General features: G+C 60.3%; 20 protein-coding genes and 3 pseudogenes. 13 read left to right on the top strand and 10 right to left on the bottom strand.

Annotation, left to right across the window (positions count from 1 at the left end; genetic code table 11):
* Positions 1–15 precede the first annotated feature (15 nt).
* The 3 genes and pseudogenes from PCA10_RS30415 to PCA10_RS17770 all read right to left on the bottom strand — a co-directional run.
* Positions 16–1,071, bottom strand: a complete 1,056-nt coding sequence (locus PCA10_RS30415; RefSeq protein ID WP_016493460.1) for a hypothetical protein — start codon at positions 1,069–1,071, stop codon at positions 16–18.
* A 140-nt stretch (positions 1,072–1,211) separates the two neighbouring features.
* The gene (locus tag PCA10_RS17775) at positions 1,212–1,487 is read right to left on the bottom strand and encodes a pyocin activator PrtN family protein (protein WP_016493459.1); all 276 of its coding nucleotides are present in this window, start codon (positions 1,485–1,487) and stop codon (positions 1,212–1,214) included.
* A 20-nt stretch (positions 1,488–1,507) separates the two neighbouring features.
* Positions 1,508–2,536 (bottom strand): annotated as a pseudogene (locus PCA10_RS17770) (bifunctional DNA primase/helicase); the annotation flags it as partial.
* Here PCA10_RS17770 and PCA10_RS29715 point away from each other — a divergent pair.
* Positions 2,420–3,013 carry a lysophospholipid acyltransferase family protein gene (locus PCA10_RS29715; protein ID WP_016493457.1) on the top strand — a complete coding sequence of 198 codons (594 nt, stop codon included), beginning with the start codon at positions 2,420–2,422 and terminating at the stop codon, positions 3,011–3,013. The pseudogene PCA10_RS17770 and the gene PCA10_RS29715 overlap by 117 nt on opposite strands.
* Positions 3,014–3,018: 5 nt before the next feature.
* Here the strand turns inward: PCA10_RS29715 and PCA10_RS17765 are convergent.
* Both PCA10_RS17765 and PCA10_RS17760 read right to left on the bottom strand, forming a co-directional pair.
* A pseudogene (locus tag PCA10_RS17765) lies at positions 3,019–3,214 on the bottom strand (TraM recognition domain-containing protein); the annotation flags it as partial.
* 106 nt (positions 3,215–3,320) lie between these two features.
* A complete protein-coding gene (locus tag PCA10_RS17760) occupies positions 3,321–3,578 on the bottom strand; it encodes a hypothetical protein (RefSeq protein ID WP_016493455.1) in 258 nt (85 codons plus the stop codon).
* Positions 3,579–3,848: 270 nt separating this feature from the next.
* Between PCA10_RS17760 and PCA10_RS17755 the strand changes: the two genes are divergently transcribed.
* The 6 genes from PCA10_RS17755 to arsJ all read left to right on the top strand — a co-directional run bounded on the left by PCA10_RS17755 (position 3,849) and on the right by arsJ (position 8,801).
* On the top strand, positions 3,849–4,262 hold the full coding sequence (locus tag PCA10_RS17755; protein ID WP_016493454.1) for an arsenate reductase ArsC: 414 nt from the start codon (positions 3,849–3,851) through the stop codon (positions 4,260–4,262).
* A gap of 7 nt (positions 4,263–4,269) precedes the next feature.
* Complete coding sequence (locus PCA10_RS17750) at positions 4,270–4,626, top strand: metalloregulator ArsR/SmtB family transcription factor (protein ID WP_016493453.1); 357 nt, start codon at positions 4,270–4,272, stop codon at positions 4,624–4,626.
* A 127-nt stretch (positions 4,627–4,753) separates the two neighbouring features.
* The gene (gene arsB / locus PCA10_RS17745) at positions 4,754–5,815 is read left to right on the top strand and encodes an ACR3 family arsenite efflux transporter (protein WP_016493452.1); all 1,062 of its coding nucleotides are present in this window, start codon (positions 4,754–4,756) and stop codon (positions 5,813–5,815) included.
* 4 nt (positions 5,816–5,819) lie between these two features.
* Positions 5,820–6,536: an arsenical resistance protein ArsH gene (arsH, locus tag PCA10_RS17740; protein WP_016493451.1), complete on the top strand. Its 717-nt coding sequence runs from the start codon at positions 5,820–5,822 to the stop codon at positions 6,534–6,536.
* Positions 6,537–6,563: 27 nt separating this feature from the next.
* On the top strand, positions 6,564–7,568 hold the full coding sequence (locus PCA10_RS17735; RefSeq protein WP_016493450.1) for an ArsJ-associated glyceraldehyde-3-phosphate dehydrogenase: 1,005 nt from the start codon (positions 6,564–6,566) through the stop codon (positions 7,566–7,568).
* A 9-nt stretch (positions 7,569–7,577) separates the two neighbouring features.
* Positions 7,578–8,801, top strand: a complete 1,224-nt coding sequence (gene arsJ, locus PCA10_RS17730) for an organoarsenical effux MFS transporter ArsJ (protein WP_016493449.1) — start codon at positions 7,578–7,580, stop codon at positions 8,799–8,801.
* A gap of 18 nt (positions 8,802–8,819) precedes the next feature.
* On the opposite strand, the gene PCA10_RS17725 is transcribed toward arsJ, so the two are convergent.
* The 5 genes from PCA10_RS17725 to PCA10_RS17705 form a co-directional block, all read right to left on the bottom strand.
* Positions 8,820–9,635: a sterol desaturase family protein gene (locus tag PCA10_RS17725; protein ID WP_016493448.1), complete on the bottom strand. Its 816-nt coding sequence runs from the start codon at positions 9,633–9,635 to the stop codon at positions 8,820–8,822.
* Between the two features lie 31 nt (positions 9,636–9,666).
* Positions 9,667–10,428, bottom strand: a complete 762-nt coding sequence (locus PCA10_RS17720) for a helix-turn-helix transcriptional regulator (protein ID WP_016493447.1) — start codon at positions 10,426–10,428, stop codon at positions 9,667–9,669.
* A gap of 89 nt (positions 10,429–10,517) precedes the next feature.
* Complete coding sequence (gene arsN2 / locus PCA10_RS17715; protein WP_016493446.1) at positions 10,518–11,000, bottom strand: arsenic resistance N-acetyltransferase ArsN2; 483 nt, start codon at positions 10,998–11,000, stop codon at positions 10,518–10,520.
* Between the two features lie 89 nt (positions 11,001–11,089).
* Positions 11,090–12,328, bottom strand: coding sequence for a type II toxin-antitoxin system HipA family toxin (locus tag PCA10_RS17710; protein ID WP_016493445.1), 1,239 nt, complete (start codon positions 12,326–12,328; stop codon positions 11,090–11,092).
* Complete coding sequence (locus tag PCA10_RS17705) at positions 12,325–12,621, bottom strand: helix-turn-helix domain-containing protein (protein WP_016493444.1); 297 nt, start codon at positions 12,619–12,621, stop codon at positions 12,325–12,327. The genes PCA10_RS17710 and PCA10_RS17705 overlap by 4 nt, the downstream gene beginning before the upstream one ends.
* A gap of 384 nt (positions 12,622–13,005) precedes the next feature.
* Here PCA10_RS17705 and PCA10_RS17700 point away from each other — a divergent pair.
* From PCA10_RS17700 to PCA10_RS29705, 6 genes and pseudogenes are all read left to right on the top strand, one after another.
* Positions 13,006–13,393: pseudogene (locus PCA10_RS17700) on the top strand (Hsp20/alpha crystallin family protein); the annotation flags it as partial.
* Between the two features lie 98 nt (positions 13,394–13,491).
* Positions 13,492–16,335 carry a heat shock survival AAA family ATPase ClpK gene (gene clpK, locus PCA10_RS17695; RefSeq protein ID WP_016493442.1) on the top strand — a complete coding sequence of 948 codons (2,844 nt, stop codon included), beginning with the start codon at positions 13,492–13,494 and terminating at the stop codon, positions 16,333–16,335.
* Positions 16,336–16,599: 264 nt separating this feature from the next.
* Positions 16,600–17,070 (top strand): phosphate-starvation-inducible PsiE family protein, encoded by a 471-nt coding sequence (locus tag PCA10_RS17690; RefSeq protein WP_016493441.1) that lies wholly within the window; start codon positions 16,600–16,602, stop codon positions 17,068–17,070.
* A gap of 380 nt (positions 17,071–17,450) precedes the next feature.
* The gene (locus tag PCA10_RS17685; protein ID WP_016493440.1) at positions 17,451–17,906 is read left to right on the top strand and encodes an Hsp20/alpha crystallin family protein; all 456 of its coding nucleotides are present in this window, start codon (positions 17,451–17,453) and stop codon (positions 17,904–17,906) included.
* Positions 17,907–17,933: 27 nt separating this feature from the next.
* Positions 17,934–18,305: an Hsp20/alpha crystallin family protein gene (locus PCA10_RS17680; protein WP_016493439.1), complete on the top strand. Its 372-nt coding sequence runs from the start codon at positions 17,934–17,936 to the stop codon at positions 18,303–18,305.
* 27 nt (positions 18,306–18,332) lie between these two features.
* Positions 18,333–18,950 carry an Hsp20/alpha crystallin family protein gene (locus tag PCA10_RS29705; protein ID WP_231866595.1) on the top strand — a complete coding sequence of 206 codons (618 nt, stop codon included), beginning with the start codon at positions 18,333–18,335 and terminating at the stop codon, positions 18,948–18,950.
* Positions 18,951–19,095 lie beyond the last annotated feature (145 nt).

Genomic DNA, 19,095 nt, shown 5'->3' with positions numbered 1-19,095 from the left:
CGATCAGAATAGCTATTAGCCATTTATATCTAACCATGTTTGACCAAGCTTGAATGCATCTATCATGGCTTTGAACTCGGTCCTAGGGTCGAGTTGATATGCCTCTGTTTCGATCGCTATCGCTTCTTCGAATTCACCATGTTCTGCCAGCACACATGCAAGCGTGTCCAGGTTGTCGGCTGACCTGAAAATAGAGCAAGCTTTTCGAGAGAGTTCTAGCGCTTGGTTAGGTGTGATTATCTGCTGAGCTCTGCGTGAGCTAACAAATTTCCAGGCTAAAACATTCCCGGGGACGGGTGATTGGGGATAGTTCTCTAGTCCGAAATAGTATTCACTGATAGCTTCGTCAATTTTTCCTTGGCTATCCAGAGTTCCTCCTCTGCATAGTCCAAAGTAGCCAAGTACATTGGCTTTCGTCATATTTGAGAGGTACGTTCCATTGTCTATCTGCTCCTTCTGGGCTCCATACATTCTCGCGTATTCATCGTCCGTGAAGCGGTTGTATCCAAAGTTGGTGTCCCAGTTGATATATTTGCCGTTTGTGAAATTCCAGCGAATAAAATTGTGGCCGGGCACTTCAACAAAGCAAATCGGTAGTCCGATTGTTTCAGAGATTGATAGATAGACTAAGCTACTCAGGTCACAGTCGACATGTGAAAAATCTTGGTTGATATTTTTTTCGATGTGTGCTCGACGGTATCGATTTTCTCCGGCGAAGATTAATTGTTGGTTCTGAAGTGGCTTGAGTTCTAAGCCTTGCGCTAGCGATGGAACCAGAAACCATGGGATGGAACAGACGAAATTGTTGGTGGTGAGTGTATGCTCTATAGAGTAAAGTTTGTTTAATGCTATTTCCGGGTCTTCATTGTCTCCGGGTGGAAGGTTGTTTGATGCTTGCTCAATTATAAGGCTGAGCCTTTCAATTGTTGCGTCTGGTACGGTTTCGGCGCGTCGGTCTTCAAGAAGAACCTCGTGCCCCGATGTGTTTCCGCTCGATGCGAGGGGTGATGATATAAGTTGGTGGAGTTCGACTCTGAATGGACTCAATGCGCGCAAATTTGAATATGCCATATAGCCTCCTCTGCTAAGTGCTTCCACAACGCTGTGATAGTGATTTTCAGTCAAACAGATCAGATGGATTAGCTGAGAGTCAGCGCAACTACTTGTTATGGCGGATGATTGGTTGCATCAGGCAGATAAGTGGCGAGCATTTACGAGGTTTTGATACGCCCCATCAACTTATCCTGTTCCACCACCGCCTTGCGGTGCCGCGCATCCAGGTACGCGGCTAAATCCCTCACATGCACCCCACGGGCCGTTTTCTGGCTCCCCTCCATGCGCACGATCGGCAGATCAATCTCGCCCGACAACACCTTGCGCTGGAACTTCTCCGGCGTCAGGTGGCTGAAGTAGTCCTGGCAGAGCCGGTCCAGTGGAACGATGGCGGTGGCGCCGTACTGGGCCATGAGCAGAAACATCGTGTTCATCGTCGTTCTCCAATTCCTTGTTATGCCCTGAACATCCAACACTTCATCGTTCCGGGCCGCGCCATCATCGGGTTGCGCTGCGCCTGATAGCTGCGCACTGCACTATCCACTGCTCTGCTGGGCTCTATGAACTTGCGGGAGCGGCTGTTGCGCAGCACCTCGCGCAGGGTGGCCACGTCGGCCAGTTGCTGGCGGTGTTCGCTGGCGCGCTGGACGAACTCGTTGAGGTGGATGGCGATCAGCTCCGGGTTCTTGCTGTGGTTCGCCACCGGGCCGTCGTCCAGGCTCTCCAGGTACTCGAACACTTCCCAGAACTCCGCCACGGCCGGGTGGTCGGCGCTGATGGCGGCCTGGCGCTCCAGGGCCATGCTCACGATGCAGCGTTGTGTTTCGCTGACCTGGTGATCGCTGAGCTGCACGGCTAGCCGTAGGCCGTCCAGGCCGGCCAGGAGTTGTGCGTGGTTCTTGATGATCCGCTCCACGCGGATCTGCCCGCGCAGCGTGTTGCCGCAGTGGCTGCAGGCTTCCTGGTCCTTGCCGGTGGCGTAGGGCTGGTCGCAGGCCACGCAGTGGGTGTGCAGGCGGCGCAGTCGGGCCTCGTGCTCGGGGATTCGCTCCTTGATGCGCTCGAGCACGGCGGCTTCCTGCTTCACCGCGTGCAGGAGGAAGTGGCTCAGTTGGTCGCCGTCCAGGGCGTTGAGCGCATCGGCCGCCGCGCGGCTCTCGTCGGTGGGGTTGAAACGCACAAAATGCAGCTTGGCGATGCGGGTGAGGATGGCCTCGGAGGCGCTCACGGGGGCGTTCTGGCTGATGGCGATGGTGCCGCGGAAGGGCGGCTCGTAGGTTTCGTTGCCGCTGGTTTTCATGCCCCGGGTACGTAGTGTGCCGCCGCCGAAGAAGTCCTTGAGCTCGTCCCAGTCGAAGGATTTCAGGTGCAGGCGGTCTGGCTCGTTGCGGTCGCCCTCGATCAGCACGACCGGCATGCCGGCCACTTGGCCCATCAGGCGGGAACGGCCTGCGGTGGACGACTTGGACGGGTCGAAACCCTCTGCGCAGCAATACCGCCGCGGTTTGCTTTTGTCGCCAAGCGCGAACTGGCTAGCCAGTGGCTCGCCGGCCTGTTCCTGCGCAAGCTCGGCGCCCGCTTCGTCGAGCGCTTCGACCTGCTGCGCAGCGTCGCGGACAGTGAGGCCCTGGCCGAGGCGCTGCGGGATAGGCAGTCCCTGGCGTTCTTCCCGGAAGGGACTTTCGGCCGCGCGCCGGGGCTGCGCCCCTTCCACATGGGCGCCTTCGTGCTTGCTGCGAACGCCGGTGTTCCGCTGGTGCCGGTCGCCATACTTGGCACGCGCACGGTACTACGCGATGGGCAGTGGTTTCCGCTATGGCAGGCGATCCACGTCAGCCTGTGTGCACCCTTGCTGGCGCAAGGGCCGGGTTGGTCAGAGGCGATCAGACTGCGGGATGCAGCAAGGGCGGTATTGCTGGAGCACCTCGATGAGTCGGAGCGTGCTCTGAGCTCCGCATGAGCGGGCAGGTGATGACCGGCATAGTTGCGCTGCGCGCAGTTCGGTGACGGTGTCCAAGGTTTCGGAGATACGCTTTGCCGTGCGCTCGTCGTTGGTGGCGAAGGTCTCCCGCACTTGGCAGTTGTCGAGGATCGAGTGGTTCTGGGCGTAGGCCTTGTCGATCTGGTTGAGCGACTGCGAGATGAGGAAGGCGCGCAACCCGCAGCGTAGAGCGGAGCGGTGCTCCTAGTCTTACACCGTTACTGACTGCCCGAATCAAACCCTGCGCTGCCCACCGAATCGCTCGGGGGCAGCGCAGGCGCCGAGCTCACTGCTTGATGGCCTGAAGGTAGTCCTTCAGGGTTTTCTCGTCGGCAGTCTTGACGGTCATGCCCTCCGGGCCAGTGCCCACATCGATGAACTGCTTGGCTGGCTCACCATTCTCTTTGAAGGCCTTCAGTTCCGGGGAGCCTTCGCGAAACACCCAGAGGCGACCATCTTTCACTTCGGTGACGAAACCAGGCTTGTCGAATTGGCTGGCAAAGGCGGTGGCGGCGAACAGGCTGGTCAGCAGCAGTGCATCCAAGGTCAGTTTTTTCTTCGTACAGCTCCCGTGTGGGTTGCGGTGCGACTGAAACTAAGGCGACTGTCATGACAAGTTCATGATGATATTCGAATATGCGAGTAGCCGGATGTTTCAGGTCGGCGTCGGTGGGGCGGTGTCTCTAAATTAAGGATAACAGGCATTACTGGTACCTTTCACAAGCTGATTTCCCGTGCGGTTCGTCCAGCCGTCTTTACCTGATATGCGAGAAATCATATATTTGATAAACCATATCTACCCAAGAGCATGGCCATGACCGTCAAGACCCGCGTGCTGTTCGTTTGCACCGCCAACGCCGCCCGATCCCAGTTCGCTGAAGCGCTGCTTCGGCACATCGATTCCGAGCACTTCGATGCTTTCAGCGCGGGCACCGCCCCAGGGGAGGTCGATCCACGTAGCTTGGCCGAGCTAGAGCACCTGGGTATCCGCACCGAGGGCCTGCGCAGCAAGTCCGTCGACGAGTTTGCCGGTGAGCGCTTCGACTACGTGATCACACTCTGTGACAAGGCGGCGTTGGAGTGCCACGCGCTGCCCGGGGCCGGCGCGGTGCTGGCCTGGCACTTCGAAGACCCGGTCATCAGCACTAAGCCTGATGCCTTCCGCCATGCCGCCCAGGAAATTGCCGAGCGCATCAAGATCTTTGTTCTGGTGAAAACCAAACGTTGAGAGCCCTATGACCGACCATCTGACCCCGACCACCGTTTTCAAATGCCTGGCCGACGAAACCCGCGTTCGCCTGATGCTGCTCATTACCCGCGAGGAGGAGTTGTGCGTCTGCGAACTCACCTGCGCCCTGGATGAAAGCCAGCCGAAGATCTCCCGCCACCTGGCGCAGCTGCGCACCTGTGGCTTGTTGGCGGATCGCCGCCAGGGGCAATGGGTGTACTACCGCCTGCATCCCAACCTGCCGGGCTGGGTACACAGCGTGCTGACGACGGCGCTGGAGGCCAACAAGTATTGGCTGAGCCCCGATTCGAAGCGGCTCGATGGAATGGGCGACCGCCCCGAGCGCGCCGCTGCCTGCTGCTGAGCGCAGCCCCGAAGAGATCGAAGTCGCGTCCAGGCCTTCCTGACGCTGCCGTTGAAGCAACTGAGCAGCGAGCAGCTCAAGGCGGAACTGGCCTTGATCGGCACCCTCTGACAGCGGAGACATGACCATGCGCAACAGTCGCCTCGCCTTTCTGGATCGCTATCTGACGGTCTGGATTTTTCTCGCCATGGCCATTGGCGTAGGGCTTGGCAGCCTGTTCGACGGGCTGCCAGTCTGGCTGAACAGCCTGTCGGTAGGCTCGACCAATATCCCCATCGCCATCGGCTTGATCGTGATGATGTACCCGCCGTTGGCCAAAGTGCGCTACGAAGAGCTGCCGGAGGTGTTCAAGGACAAACGCATCCTCGCCCTGTCCCTGGTGCAGAACTGGGTCATCGGGCCGGTGTTGATGTTTGGGCTGGCGGTCGTGTTCCTGGCAGATATGCCCGAATACATGACCGGCCTGATCCTGATCGGCCTGGCCCGTTGCATCGCCATGGTGCTGGTATGGAACCAGATCGCCGGTGGCAACAACCAGTATGTCGCCGGGCTGGTGGCCTTCAACAGCATCTTCCAGATCCTGTTCTTCAGCCTGTATGCCTGGATCTTCCTGGGCCTGTTACCACCGCTGTTCGGGCTGGAGGGCAGCGTCATCCAGATCAGTTTCGTCGACATCGCCGAATCGGTACTGATCTACCTGGGCATCCCGTTCCTGGCCGGTTTCCTGACCCGCAAGCTGCTGATCGCTCGCAAAGGCGAGAACTGGTACCGCGAGCGCTTCATCCCCCGGATCAGCCCGCTGACCCTGGTGGCCTTGCTGCTGACCATCGTCGCGATGTTCAGCCTCAAAGGCGACATGGTGCTGCAACTGCCGCTGGACGTGCTGCGTATCGCCATCCCGCTGACCATCTACTTCGTGGTGATGTTCTTCATCAGCTTCTGGATGGGCAAGCTGCTGGAGGCCGACTATCCGCGCACTACCGCGCTAGCCTTCACTGCCGCCAGCAACAATTTCGAACTGGCCATTGCGGTGGCCATCGCGACCTTCGGCCTCGCGTCCCCGGTGGCCTTCGCCACCGTCATCGGGCCGCTGGTGGAAGTTCCCGTACTGATCTCGCTGGTGGGCGTGGCCTGGTGGCTGAAACGCCGCTGGTTCGATCAGCCGAAGGGCGCGCTTACTGAGGAGTAGAACCATGACCGACGACCACATTCCCAATCTCGATGCCGGCCTGGTTGACCTGCCCACGCTGGACAAGCTGGGCAGTCCGCTGACGGCCATCCACAAGCCGCGCATCCTGCTGCTCTACGGCTCGACCCGCGAGCGTTCGTTCAGCCGTCTGCTGACCCACGAAGCAGCCCGGCTGCTGGAGCATTTCGGCGCCGAGACACGGATCTTCGATCCTTCCGGGATGCCGCTACCGGATGACGTTCCTGAAAGTCACCCCAAGGTGCGGGAGCTGCGCGAACTGGTGCTCTGGTCGGAAGGCCAGGTGTGGTGCTCGCCCGAGCGCCACGGCTCGATGAGCGCGGTGTTCAAGGCGCAGATCGACTGGATTCCGCTGGCCATGGGCGCGGTACGCCCGACCCAGGGCAAGACCCTGGCAGTGATGCAGGTTTGCGGTGGTTCGCAGTCGTTCAACGTGGTTAATCAGCTGCGGGTGCTGGGCCGCTGGATGCGCATGTTCACCATCCCCAACCAGTCCTCGGTGCCCAAGGCCTACCTGGAGTTCGATGAAGCCGGGCGGATGAAGCCGTCCTCCTTCTACGACCGCGTGGTGGACGTCATGGAGGAACTGGTGAAGTTCACGCTGCTGTTGCGCGAGCGTTCGGACTACCTGGTCGACCGCTACTCCGAACGCAAGGAATCGGCGGAAGAACTCTCCAAACGCGTCAATCAACGTTCCATCTGATTCAGACAGTCATACGAGAACACGAGCATGAGCATCAAAGTCGGTATCAACGGTTTCGGTCGTATCGGTCGCCTGGCGCTGCGCGCCGCCTGGGATTGGCCTGAGCTGGAATTCGTCCGCATCAACGACCCGGCGGGTGACGCCGCCACCCACGCCCACCTGCTGAACTTCGATTCGGTGCACGGTCGCTGGCAACACGAAGCGGGCAGTGATGGCGATTGCGTGGTGATCGGCGGCAAGCGCATCCAGGTGACGGCCAACAAGGCCATCGCCGATACCGATTGGAGCGGTTGCGACCTGGTGATCGAGGCCAGCGGCAAGATGAAGACGGTCGCCGTGCTCCAGGCCTACCTGGATCAGGGCGTGAAGCGCGTGGTGGTCTGTGCGCCAGTCAAGGAAAAGGGCGCGCTGAATGTCGTCATGGGCGTCAACCAGCACCTGTTCGACCCGGCGCAGCACCGCATCGTCACCGCCGCGTCCTGCACCACCAACTGCCTGGCCCCGGTGGTCAAGGTGATCCACGAAAGCCTTGGCATTCGCCATGGTTCGATCACCACCATCCACGACCTGACCAACACCCAGAGCATCCTCGATACGCCGCACAAGGACCTGCGTCGTGCCCGCGCCTCGGGCATGAGCCTGATCCCCACCACCACCGGTTCGGCCACCGCCATTGCCGAGATCTTCCCCGAGCTGCGCGGCAAGCTGAACGGCCACTCCGTGCGCGTGCCACTGGCCAACGCCTCGCTCACCGACTGCGTGTTCGAGGTGGAGCGCGCCACCACCGCCGAAGAGGTGAATGCCCTGCTCAAGGCCGCAGCCGAAGGCCCGCTGAAGAACATCCTGGGTTACGAAGAACGCCCGCTGGTGTCCATCGACTACCGCACCGACCCGCGCTCCTCGATCATCGATGCGCTATCGACCCTCGTGGTCAACGGCACCCAGGTGAAGGTCTACGCCTGGTACGACAACGAATGGGGCTACGCCAATCGTGCGGCGGAGCTGGCTCGAATGGTCGGCGCGGCGGAGTAACTGGCGATCATGAAGGCGTTGTCAGCCCTGCCCACGGAAGTGCGCCAGTATCTGCTGGTCACCGGTAACTACTGGGCATTCACCCTCACCGACGGCGCGCTGCGCATGCTGGTGGTGCTGCACTTCCACACCCTGGGCTACACGCCGCTGCAGATTGCCGCGCTGTTCCTCTTCTACGAAATCTTCGGCGTGGTCACCAATCTGGTGGGCGGCTACCTCGGCGCTCGCCTGGGGTTGAACCGCACCATGAACATCGGCCTCGGCCTGCAAGTGCTGGCCTTGCTGATGCTCACCGTGCCGACCGCCTGGCTGACGGTGCCCTGGGTGATGGGCACCCAGGCACTCTCCGGCATCGCCAAAGACCTGAACAAGATGAGCGCCAAGAGCTCCATCAAACTTCTGGTGCCAGACAGCCAGCAGGGCACGCTGTACCAGTGGGTGGCCCTCCTCACAGGCTCGAAGAATGCGCTCAAGGGCGTGGGCTTCTTCCTCGGTGGTGCGCTGCTGGCCTTGCTTGGTTTCACGGGCGCCGTGCTGGCGATGGCGGCGGTGCTGGCGCTGATCTGGCTGGGCAGCCTGGTGCTGCTGAAGAAGGACCTGGGCAAGGCCAAGGCCAAGCCGAAGTTCCGTGACATGCTCTCCAAGAGCCGGGCGATCAACATCCTTTCGGCCGCGCGGTTGTTCCTCTTTGGCGCCCGTGATGTCTGGTTTGTGGTGGCCCTGCCGGTGTACCTGAGTACGGTATTCGGCTGGGACTTCTGGCTGGTCGGCGGTTTCCTCGCCGCCTGGATCATCGGCTACGGCATCGTGCAGTCCTTCGCCCCGTACCTCACCGGCAAGAAGAACGGGCATGTACCGGACGGCCGCGCCGCTTTCACCTGGGCCCTGGCCCTGGCCGGATTGCCCGCGCTGATCGCCCTGGGGCTCACCGCCGGTTGGTCGGCACAAGCGGTATTGCTCGGTGGGTTGATGCTGTTCGGCGTGCTGTTCGCGGTGAACTCCTCGCTGCACAGCTACCTGATCGTCAGCTATGCCAAGGAAGACGGGGTGTCCCTGGACGTGGGCTTCTACTACATGTCCAACGCTCTGGGCCGCCTGCTCGGCACGCTGCTCTCGGGCTGGGTGTTCCAGCAGTACGGACTGGAGGCCTGCCTGTGGGTTTCCAGCGGATTCGTGCTGCTGGCGGCGCTGATTTCCATCGCGCTGCCTCGGCACCAGACGCCAACAGTGTAAGGCTGGCGTCTCGGTAGGTTAGTTGTAGTCGCTGCCTGGTTTTCTCGATCGACAGAAGGGCCACCACAGCTGGGCACACCAAGGGTCGCCGGGATCATTGGGAATGCCGTAGCGCTTCGGATAGCGGTCGCGGGTGAAGTTGGCCGTACCAAACAACGTGTCCCAGATGTACAGCAGTTGGCCGAAATTGTGGTGCGGTGGATTGCCGTGTTCGTCCAGCTCAGCGTGGTGGGCACGGTGGGTGCTGGGAAGCTGGACGAAGCGCTCCAGCAGCCATGCCAAGGGCGAAAGCCAGCGTATCCGATATAGGTCTTTGTCCCAGGCGAAGGCGCTGTGCACCAGCACGTTGGCAGAGCCGAAGATCAGATGGCTGATCAGCACCGCCTCACCCAGGCCCAGGTAGACCATCACGCCGGCGTACCAGATGTCCGGCATGAACATGAACCATCGCCAGTTCTCCCGGTAGGCCACGCTGATGCTCATCGCGGTCGCCGTGTGGTGGGTGCGGTGCATGTGCCACATGAAAGGCAGCGTGTGGCCCAGGCGGTGATACCAGTAGTGGAGAAAGTCCGCCGGAATGACCACCAGCAGGACGGCCTGCCAAAGTGGTAGCGGGGATAGGCTACCCGCCCAGCCAGGCGCCCATTGGGTGAGGGCTATCGCGGCAAGGGCGATGATCGCCGGTTTGATCAGCAAGGCGAACTGAGCAAGGCTGATGGCATCGACCGCGAGTTCATCAGGTTGCCGCCGATTCAGCAGGCGTCCAGCGAGAAGCTCCATGCTTCCCAGCACAATCAACAGGGTGCTGACGACCCAGGTATCGAGATGCGACATGACACTTTCCTCAAATGCGAGGAGCGCAGTGTCAGTAATCCGGGAAGCGGTTTACTTGAAGGATTTTGTGGTCGTTGGCCTGCGACGGTCGAAGACCAAAAGTGCGCAGGCAAATGCGAGACAGGTGGGCGGAGTCAGCGAAACCGGCAGAATGGGCCACTTCGGTTGCACCATGGGCACCACTCAACGCCTCCAGGGCGCGGCGCAGCTTCTGCCACAACAGCAATTTTCGCAGCGGGATACCGATGCTGTCCTGCAGCCAATGCGAGCAGTGGGCTTGGGTGCTCGGATAGCGCAGGCGAAAGGACTGCCAGAGCTGTTCTGCCGAAGTTTCGATGTCGGCGTCCTTCACCAGAGCCAACAGGTGCTCCAGGCGCGGATTCGGGGCTGCTGATGGTTGGTGGTTCTGAGTCAGCAAGCGATCCAGCCAAGTATCGAACGCCTGCTGTGTTGCTACTTCGACAAGAAGGGCCCGACCTGCACGAGCCACTTCGAAGCGATGCGCCGCGCCTGGACTCAGGCGGGCCCAATGCAGAAGCCGCGCATAGGCAGGGTGGCTCGGTTCAACCGTGATGCTGACGTGCGGCTGCGGGCGGACGAATCGCCGCCGAATCTCAGGGGCCAGCAGCCAGGCATCTGCTGCAAGAGCGGACTGACCATCGATTTCCAGCTCAAGCGGTTCACCGTCGGCGAGCAGCAGGGTCATCCCCGGACGTTGGTTGTAGCCGTTCGGCAGTGACCCGGCCCTGACAATGAAGCAGGCTCTGCCGATCAGAAGCTGGTTTACTGCCATGGATGCTCGTTGCGAATTCAGTTAGTGATCAACATCAGGAAAGCGGGTGGATTCGTTCAGGATCCCCCTCCAACTCACCCCGACATAGGCTAGAGACTCTTCCAGAGGTAACTAGCAGAGGATGGACAGAGTGATTTGAATTGCAGCGTGCTTGCAATGTCGGCCGGCGCCAACTGACGTTGCGTAAGCACGTAGCCGATCCGTTCAAAGAACGGTGCCTGATCCGTGGTCAGAAGATGTAAACGCTCGATCCCGGCTCGGTGTGCGAGCTTTTCCACTTCGCTGACCACCTGGCTACCGAGCCCGCGCTTTCGCTGCTGAGGAACAATCAGAACAGAGCGCAGAAGGGCATCCGGCCCATATATTTCCAGGCCTGCATAGCCGATGTGCTGCCCATCGAACTGGAAGGCAAAGAAGACCCGACCAGGAAGGGCGACGTCATCGTCCGGTAGGTGCGCTTCTTGAAGTGCCTGCACGAGAGTCGGCAGATCTGTCGGTGAGACAATTGCGAACTGGAGTGAGTTGGTTGTCACGTTCTTCAACCTTCGTGAACTGGGCAGATGATCGCTCATCTCTCAAGCTCCGTAGCTAATCAAACTGAATCGCCCTGGCTTTCCTGGACACTCTCCAAGCAACACCAGGGGGTGGATAATCTCTGGCGCTAACCGAGGCGTTTGCGGATCTCGTTGAAGGCTCGCTGAATCACTTTCTTCTGCTCGGGGTCGATCTCCAGTTCACGACATAGGGGCTGCCACCCGGAAAGGGCATCGAGGGTTTGCTCGATGTAGAGATTCGGGTTCAGGTAGCGAAAGGGAGCGCAAACCTGCTTCAGCTTCTCGCGAGTGGCCAAACCCGCACCGTTGAAAGAGGTTGTGTGCTCATCCGCGTATCCCCGTACAGGGGCATAGGTCAGGTCGTAGGCCGGGGCCAGTACCCATCGCCCCTGATCGTGCAGGAATGCGAAGTTCTTAGCGTGATCGTCATGGTTGTGGGTCAGAGCGTTGAACACCATGAGCCTCGCCATGCGCTCGACCTCTGCCGCATGGTTGGTGATAGCGTTGGTCGCTTTCAGTAGATCTGAATAATCCAGCGATGGAGCACTGTAATCGGCATAGAGAATGCCGCTAGCGGTCATCATGTGGACTTTGTCATTGCCATTCCGATCGAAGCGTTTGGCTGAAAAGAAACGCTCGGTTCCAGTTGAATGCGTGACTGTGAGCAGATTGCTCGCGGCCATCTTCACCCCGGCACGTTCTGCCAATACCGAGTAGGCGTACTCGATGGCTCCCGTGTCACGATGTTCGGTTGGTGCCCGGAATTTCACTAGCCAATGCTGGTAGCCGGCCGGAAGCTGCTTGAAGGATGTACTGCACTGCCTTCCATCTGGGGATAGGGCGACAACAACCTTGGGCCGGGCACCGGCAGGGGAGCCGCCAGCCAAGCGCAGAGCATCAAGGGTGGACGAGGTTTCTCCTTCGTAGACAGCCTGCGACTCCTGATAAAGCTGGGCCAGGTCAATACCATCAACGTCGGCGGTGTGCTCGAAGACTGGGCGAAACTCCAATGCCCCCATGCCTCTGTCGGCCATGTAAGCCAGCCGATCGAGCGGAGAAATCTCTCTACGGTCCTTCCCATGCTTGGCAAGGAAGTAACGATCCATGAGCAGCATGCCCCAGCCGTCCGGCAGGGAGTCGGCAAGCGCTCCTGGTAGGCCAGCGAAAAGGACTGGATCTGCTGCTTTCTGTGGTTGGGTGGTGAATTCCATGTTCAGGGGGGACAGGTTGAAGCCTTGCGTCACCCAATGCGGGTGATAGGCAAAGTAGATGCCCTGTCGACTGGCGACTAGCTCCCCGACAGGTTTGCCCGCGAGCAATACCTCGACGGTTTTGAAGGGTCTCATTGGCGTCCTCGGGTGCGTCCTGCCTGTTTGATTTCTTCAAGCGAAATGGGGCGCTCATGCTTGAACAGCTCGGCGAGTTGGCGCGTGGCACCAAGTGCAGTGGCGATGAGCACTAGTGCATCGAGGGTGATCTGTCCACTGGACTCGAACCGCTTGATAGTCGACTCGGAAACACCCGCCATCTGCGCCAAGGACTTGCGGGAGAGGTTTTGTGCGAGACGCGCCTCCCGGGCGTTGGCACCGATCTTCTGGGTCAGTTCGCCGGGGGCGAGCAGGGAGTGGGTCAGGGCCAAGATTTTCTCTAAAATAACGGTTCAATTATGAACCATTATACACGTAAATCATTGATAATGGTTCAAATGTGATCCGTTGAATGTGTAGCTATGGTTGGCGCTAGGGCCAGAGTAATGTGAGCAGTCTTCGATAGGGGCTGATCTCGTGCCAAGTGGTCGAGTTGTCCTCCACGTTGGGGGACAGACCAGGCTTCATGGATGCTCGCCTTCAAACAGCCCCAGGCTTCGAGATGGCGCATGGATGCCGACGTCGTTTGGTGTGCGATGGTGGAGCACTCGGGAACCGAACCCGCGTCCGCCTTATGAGCTAGATAAGTCGCTTGACTTCTAGCCTGCCAGGCGCAGACTTTGTCAAGTATTGCAACAATCCCCTCGGGCTTGGCTGGATTTGGTTTCCGGCGCTTGCGTGCCGCAGTTGTCGTTCGACTGGCGAGGCATGCTGAAGCTGGCGCTGGATATTCAGGAAACCGACAAGCAGTACAGGATTTCCTTCGACGTTCCCGGTGTCGAGGAAAAGGACATCCAGATAACGCCCGACAACGACGTGCTGATGGTGCGAGGTGAACAGCGTCAGGAGCATGAGAAGAGGGAAGGCGGCTTCCCTCGTGTCGAACGCTCCTACGGCAGTTTCCGGCGTGCACTGAACCTGCCTGACGATGCCAACCAGGACTCGATCAAGGCCTCATTTAAGAATGAGGTGCTCACGATCACCATGGACAAGCGCAAAGCGAGTGCACCGAAGCACGGCCGTTCGATTCCGATTGAAAGCTGACTCGGAAATCCCGTTGCGGTCGCCACGAAATCCAACCAGGAGATGAGGTGCCGCGGCATGCTGCACCTCGTCATCTGAATGTCTCTAGGAGCGTCCGCATGGCCAGGAAACAATGCCAAATCTGCGGCCAACCCGCCACGACTCGGGTGGAAGCTAATCTCAATGGTCGCCGCACCACCATGCTGTTGTGTGACGACCACTACCGCCAATTGGTGCGCCAGCAAAAACGCGCCATTTCCCCGCTGGAAGCCCTTTTCGGCTCGCGCAGCGGCTTGTTCGAAGACTTTCTCGGCAGTGATTTCTTCCGCATCGGCGAAGACTCGGCACCAGTTGCGGCTGATGCCGATGAAGTGGTCGATGCGTCGTTTGGCGAACCAGCCGCCACAGGGGCTGGCACCCCGCGCCGTCGCGGCAGCGGGCTGGCCAGCCGCATCAGCGAACACTCCGAGGCACTGTTGCAGGAAGCTGCGAAGCATGCTGCGGAGTTCGGTCGCTCCGAAGTCGATACGGAACACCTGCTGCTGGCGCTGGCCGACAGCGATGTGGTTAAGACCATCCTGAGCCAGTTTAAGATCAAGGTCGATGATCTAAAGCGCCAGATTGAAGCCGAAGCCAAGCGCGGCGACACGCCGTTTGAAGGCGAGATCGGCGTGTCGCCACGCGTGAAGGATGCGCTTAGTCGCGCCTTCGTCGTATCCAATGAACTAGGACACTCATACGTCGGGCCCGAGCACTTCCTGATCGGTCTGGCCGAAGAGGGCGAAGGGCTGGCCGCCAACTTGTTGCGTCGCTATGGCCTTACGCCACAGGTCCTGCGCCAGCAAGTAAACAAGGTGGTCGGCAAAGGCGCGGAGGATGGTCGCGCCGAGACGCCGACCAATACGCCGGAGCTCGACAAGTACTCGCGCGATCTCACCAAAATGGCGCGTGAGGGCAAGCTGGATCCGGTCATCGGACGCGCGCAGGAAATCGAAACCACCATAGAGGTTCTGGCGCGGCGCAAGAAGAACAACCCCGTATTGATCGGCGAGCCTGGCGTGGGCAAGACCGCCATCGTCGAGGGGTTGGCACAGCGCATGGTGGCCGGCGAGGTGCCCGAGACGCTGCGCGACAAGCGCCTGGTCGAGCTGAACATCAATTCCATGGTGGCCGGGGCGAAGTACCGTGGCGAGTTCGAGGACCGCGTGCAGAAGGTGCTGAAGGAGATCTCCGAGCACCAGGGCGAGATGATTCTATTCATCGACGAGGTGCACACCATTGTTGGTGCCGGCCAGGGCGGTGGCGAAGGCGGGTTGGACGTGGCCAACGTCTTCAAGCCGATGATGGCGCGCGGAGAGCTTAACCTGATCGGCGCGACGACGCTCAACGAGTACCAGAAGTATATCGAGAAGGACGCCGCGCTGGAGCGGCGCTTCCAGCCGGTCATGGTGCCCGAGCCAACCTTGGCGCAGACCATCATGATCCTGCGCGGCCTGCGCGATACCTTCGAAGCGCACCACAAGGTCAGCATCACCGAGGACGCGATCATCGCGGCCGCCGAGCTGTCCGACCGCTATGTCACCGCGCGCTTCCTGCCGGACAAGGCCATCGATCTGCTCGATCAGGCTGCCGCACGCGTGAAGCTATCGGCGACGGCCCGCCCCGTTGCGGTGCAGGAGTTGGAGTCCGAACTGCACCAGTTGCGCCGGGAGCAGGACTACGCGGCTTCCCGCAAGCAATACGACAATGCAGCGGAGATCGGCAAGCGCATTGAAGCAAAGCAGGCCGAACTCAAGAAGCTGGTCGAGGACTGGGAGCGCGAGCGCGGCTCGGGCAGCGCCGAAGTCAAGGCGGAACACGTGGCGCAGATCGTCTCGCGCCTGACCGGCATCCCCGTCAATGAGCTGACGGTGGAAGAGCGCGAGAAGCTGCTGCACCTGGAGCAGCGGCTGCACGAGCGCCTGGTGGGGCAGGACGAGGCGGTGCGGGCTGTGGCGGATGCGGTGCGGTTGTCGCGCGCGGGTCTGCGCGAAGGCAGCAAGCCCGTGGCCACGTTCCTGTTCCTGGGCCCCACCGGCGTCGGCAAGACCGAGCTCGCCAAGGCGCTGGCCGAATCCATCTACGGCGACGAGGGCGCCCTGTTGCGCATCGACATGTCGGAGTACGGCGAGCGCCATACCGTGGCACGGCTGGTGGGCGCCCCCCCGGGCTACGTCGGCTACGATGAAGGCGGCCAGCTCACGGAGAAGGTCCGCCGCAAGCCCTACAGCGTGCTGCTGCTCGACGAGATCGAGAAGGCCCACCCCGACGTCTACAACATCCTGCTGCAGGTGTTCGACGACGGGCGGCTCACCGACGGCAAGGGGCGCGTGGTGGACTTCACCAACACCATTATCATCGCCACCTCCAATCTGGGATCCGACATTATTCAGCGCCGGTTGAAGACGCGCGGAGCGGCCGGCGAGGAGTACGAGAAGACCAAGACAGAGGTGATGGACGTGCTGCGCGGACACTTCCGCCCCGAGTTCCTCAACCGCATCGACGAGATCATCGTCTTCCATGCGCTGGGCAAGGAGGAGATTCGCCACATTGTCGGCCTGCAACTCGATCGCGTGGCCCGCAATGCCGCGAGCCAGGGCGTGATGCTGACGTTCGATGGGGCGTTGGTCGATCACTTCGCCGAAGAAGGCTACAAGCCCGAATTCGGTGCCCGCGAGCTCAAACGGCTGATCCGCAGCGAGCTGGAAACGGCACTGGCGCGCGAGATGCTCGGCGGCGGCATCGGCAAGGGTGATCATGCCTGTGCACGTTGGGACGACAAGGCGGAGCGGGTCGAGTTCGACCGAAAGCAACCCGCGCCGGCCAGCGACGAAGCGTCCGCCGAATCTGCGCAACCGCCGGGTTCGTCCAAGGAGACGAACAAGGGGACGCGCAAGAGGAAGTCCGAAAGTAGCAAAGCCTGAAGCGCGGGGCTGCCCCGATCCTGAACATTCGAGACGGGCAGCCCGTGCTTTCTCTTTGAGGCGGCCGGGCACCTCCTCATGCACGGGCGTGACCTGTGGCTTGATTCGGCTGATGGACCATCGCCTTCTGTTGCTGCTGATGCTGCAGAACTCCTGGCAAGCGCTCCACCAGCGCCGCAGACGACCTTGCGCGGGCTACATGGCGTACGAGGCGCAGCGACCGTGATTTTTCGTTGGAATGGCCTGTTTCTGCAGGAGTGGCGCATGAATAACAGCACTCAGACCGGGACGACACTCGAACGACTCCGTCGTGAATGGGCGGTTATGACGTTTTACGAACGCTTCGAGCAGACCGTCGCCCTCATCCTTTCAGTGGTGATCGCGGTGATTATTGTGGTGTCGTTGGTGCAGCTGATTCAAATTGTCTTCAGCCTGCTGATCATCGATGCATTCAATCCGCTCGACCACAAGATCTTCCAGAGTGTGTTCGGCATGATCATGACGCTGCTGATCGCGATGGAGTTCAAGCATTCCATCGTGCGCGTGGTCTTGCGCCGTGACAGCATCATTCAGGTCAAGACGGTCATCCTGATCGGGTTGATCGCGCTGTCCCGCAAGTTCGTGATCCTCGATCCCGATGTCAGCCCGGCCAAAGTCGCGGCGCTGGCTGGCGCCACCCTGGCCCTGGGGCTGACCTATTGGCTGTTGCGTGAGCGCGATGACCGAATTGCCTAGCAAGTTGGTCAACCGGGGCTTACCGGCCGTGCCGATTTCACGCTATGCGCCCAGCACCGTCGTCAACGCCTTTGCAACCGGTTCGAAGCGCCATTCAGCCATTGCGCTGATCGCCACCGGCAAACCCCGACTGACCAGGAACTCAATCGCCCGGGCGGCTTGCCGGGCTGGGCGCGAAGCGGAAAACTCGTCGAGGAATCCGGTGGGGCCAGGGCAAAGATTCAACGTGAAAAAGAGTGGGAATATCAAATTCCATATTCGTTTAAGCCGGGACTTGAAAACCTCGAAACCGCTTACATATTTCCCGTCGTCAGGGGCCGGATATTGGAGCTCCGAGCCTCCTGTTCGAGATCATGTCAGTCAACCGGAGGAGGATTGTCATGTACGAGTCCCTTCTTAATCTGTCGAGCGATCCCATTGCCGAGTTCGAGAGGCTGCAGCGCGAACTGCAGCAAGTCCTGGGGCCGGGTCTCGGGCGTCCGGGCAGCATTCGCGCCTTGGCCAGCGGCGCTTTCCCTGCCATCAACGTAGGAAGCACGCCGTCCAGCATGGAGATCTACGCCTTCGTTCCCGGCGTCGACCCGAACGACCTCGATCTGCAGATTCACCGAGGGTTGCTATCGATATCCGGCGAGCGCCGGCCGGTACGCAGCGCGGAAGAGGGTAATTGCTCCGTATACGCCAACGAGCGTTATTCCGGACGCTTCAAGCGTACCGTGAGCCTCAATGATGAGGTCGATACCGACAAGGTAGAGGCTCACTGTTGCGACGGCGTTCTGCGCATCTCTCTGCCCCGGCGAGAGGCTGCTCAACCCAGGCGCATATCCATTCAGTAACAGCATCGGTTTGAAGGAGGAATCACCATGAACGACAAGCAAGCGGTCGTGCGCGGCGAGACTGAAACCCAAACACTGCTGCCGCGTGTCGATGTATTCGAAGACGACAACGGAATCCAATTGATTGCCGACCTTCCGGGGGTGCCCAAGGAGCGTCTCGTGGTCAATGTGGAAGGTGACACGCTTGTGCTGGAAGGGGAGATCATGCCGGAGATGTCCGAACAGCTGGAGGCCGTCTACGCTGAGGTCCAGCTGTCGCGATTCCGGCGAGCCTTCACCTTGAGCTCCGAGCTGGATACGACCCGGATCGACGCTGAGCTACGGGACGGCGTGTTGAACTTGCGCGTTCCCAAGCATGCGCATGCCCAGCCGCGCAAGATCGTCGTGAAAAGTGAGTAGGACCTTGAGTGTGTGGAGGTCGACCCCATGGACAAACTAGCTGAACTCAAGCATGGCCTGGAGGAAACCTGGCATTCGCTAGGCGAGGGCTGGCGTCAGCTTCGCAATCGTACCAGCGAGGCCCTGACGCGCTTCACGCCCGACAACCGGAGCAGGAACTCGTCGGAGGATGCTGCCTCGTCACCGGCACTTGCCTCGAACTGGGGATTGCTGGCCGGCGATCTTTACGAGGATGGCGACCAGGTCGTCGTTCGCCTCGAGGTGCCGGGAATGGTGAAGGAGGATCTGAATCTGGAAGTGCGGGGAGATGTCCTGATCATTTGCGGTGAAAAGCGCATCGAGCAGGAGCAGGGCAATGGGCGTTATCGCGTCCGACAGTGCACCTTCGGCAGTTTCCGACGCACCTTCCAGCTCCCCGCTCCAGTGATTGCCGAGAAGGCCAGGGCCAAGTGCAGCAATGGTGTGCCGCGTATCGAACTGCCCAAGGAAGCGCGCGCGTGGCCGGCGCATCGAGGTTCGCCAGGGCTGACACTGCGACGCCTGGCGATCATCCTGCCGGTTACAGGCAAGGGAAATTGCCTCGTCACCGCGGTAGCCCGCCCGCGACAAACTCGCGGGCGGGCTGTTCTTCAACCGAGGAAGTAGAAGGCGCCAGAACTCACCACTCCGGATTACAGCAATGTGATGAGGCGGTAGCCCGCGTCAGCGGGGTGACTTCACTGAGGCGAGGATTGCCCTCGTTCAACGTATGCTTCAATGCGGCGTAACCTGTCGTCGGGTGAAGTGTCGA

The sequence above is a fragment of the Pseudomonas resinovorans NBRC 106553 genome, assembly GCF_000412695.1.
GTDB lineage: Bacteria > Pseudomonadota > Gammaproteobacteria > Pseudomonadales > Pseudomonadaceae > Metapseudomonas > Metapseudomonas resinovorans_A.
The sequence above is the reverse complement of the archived record's forward strand: the minus strand, read 5'-3'. Positions and strand labels throughout refer to the sequence as shown.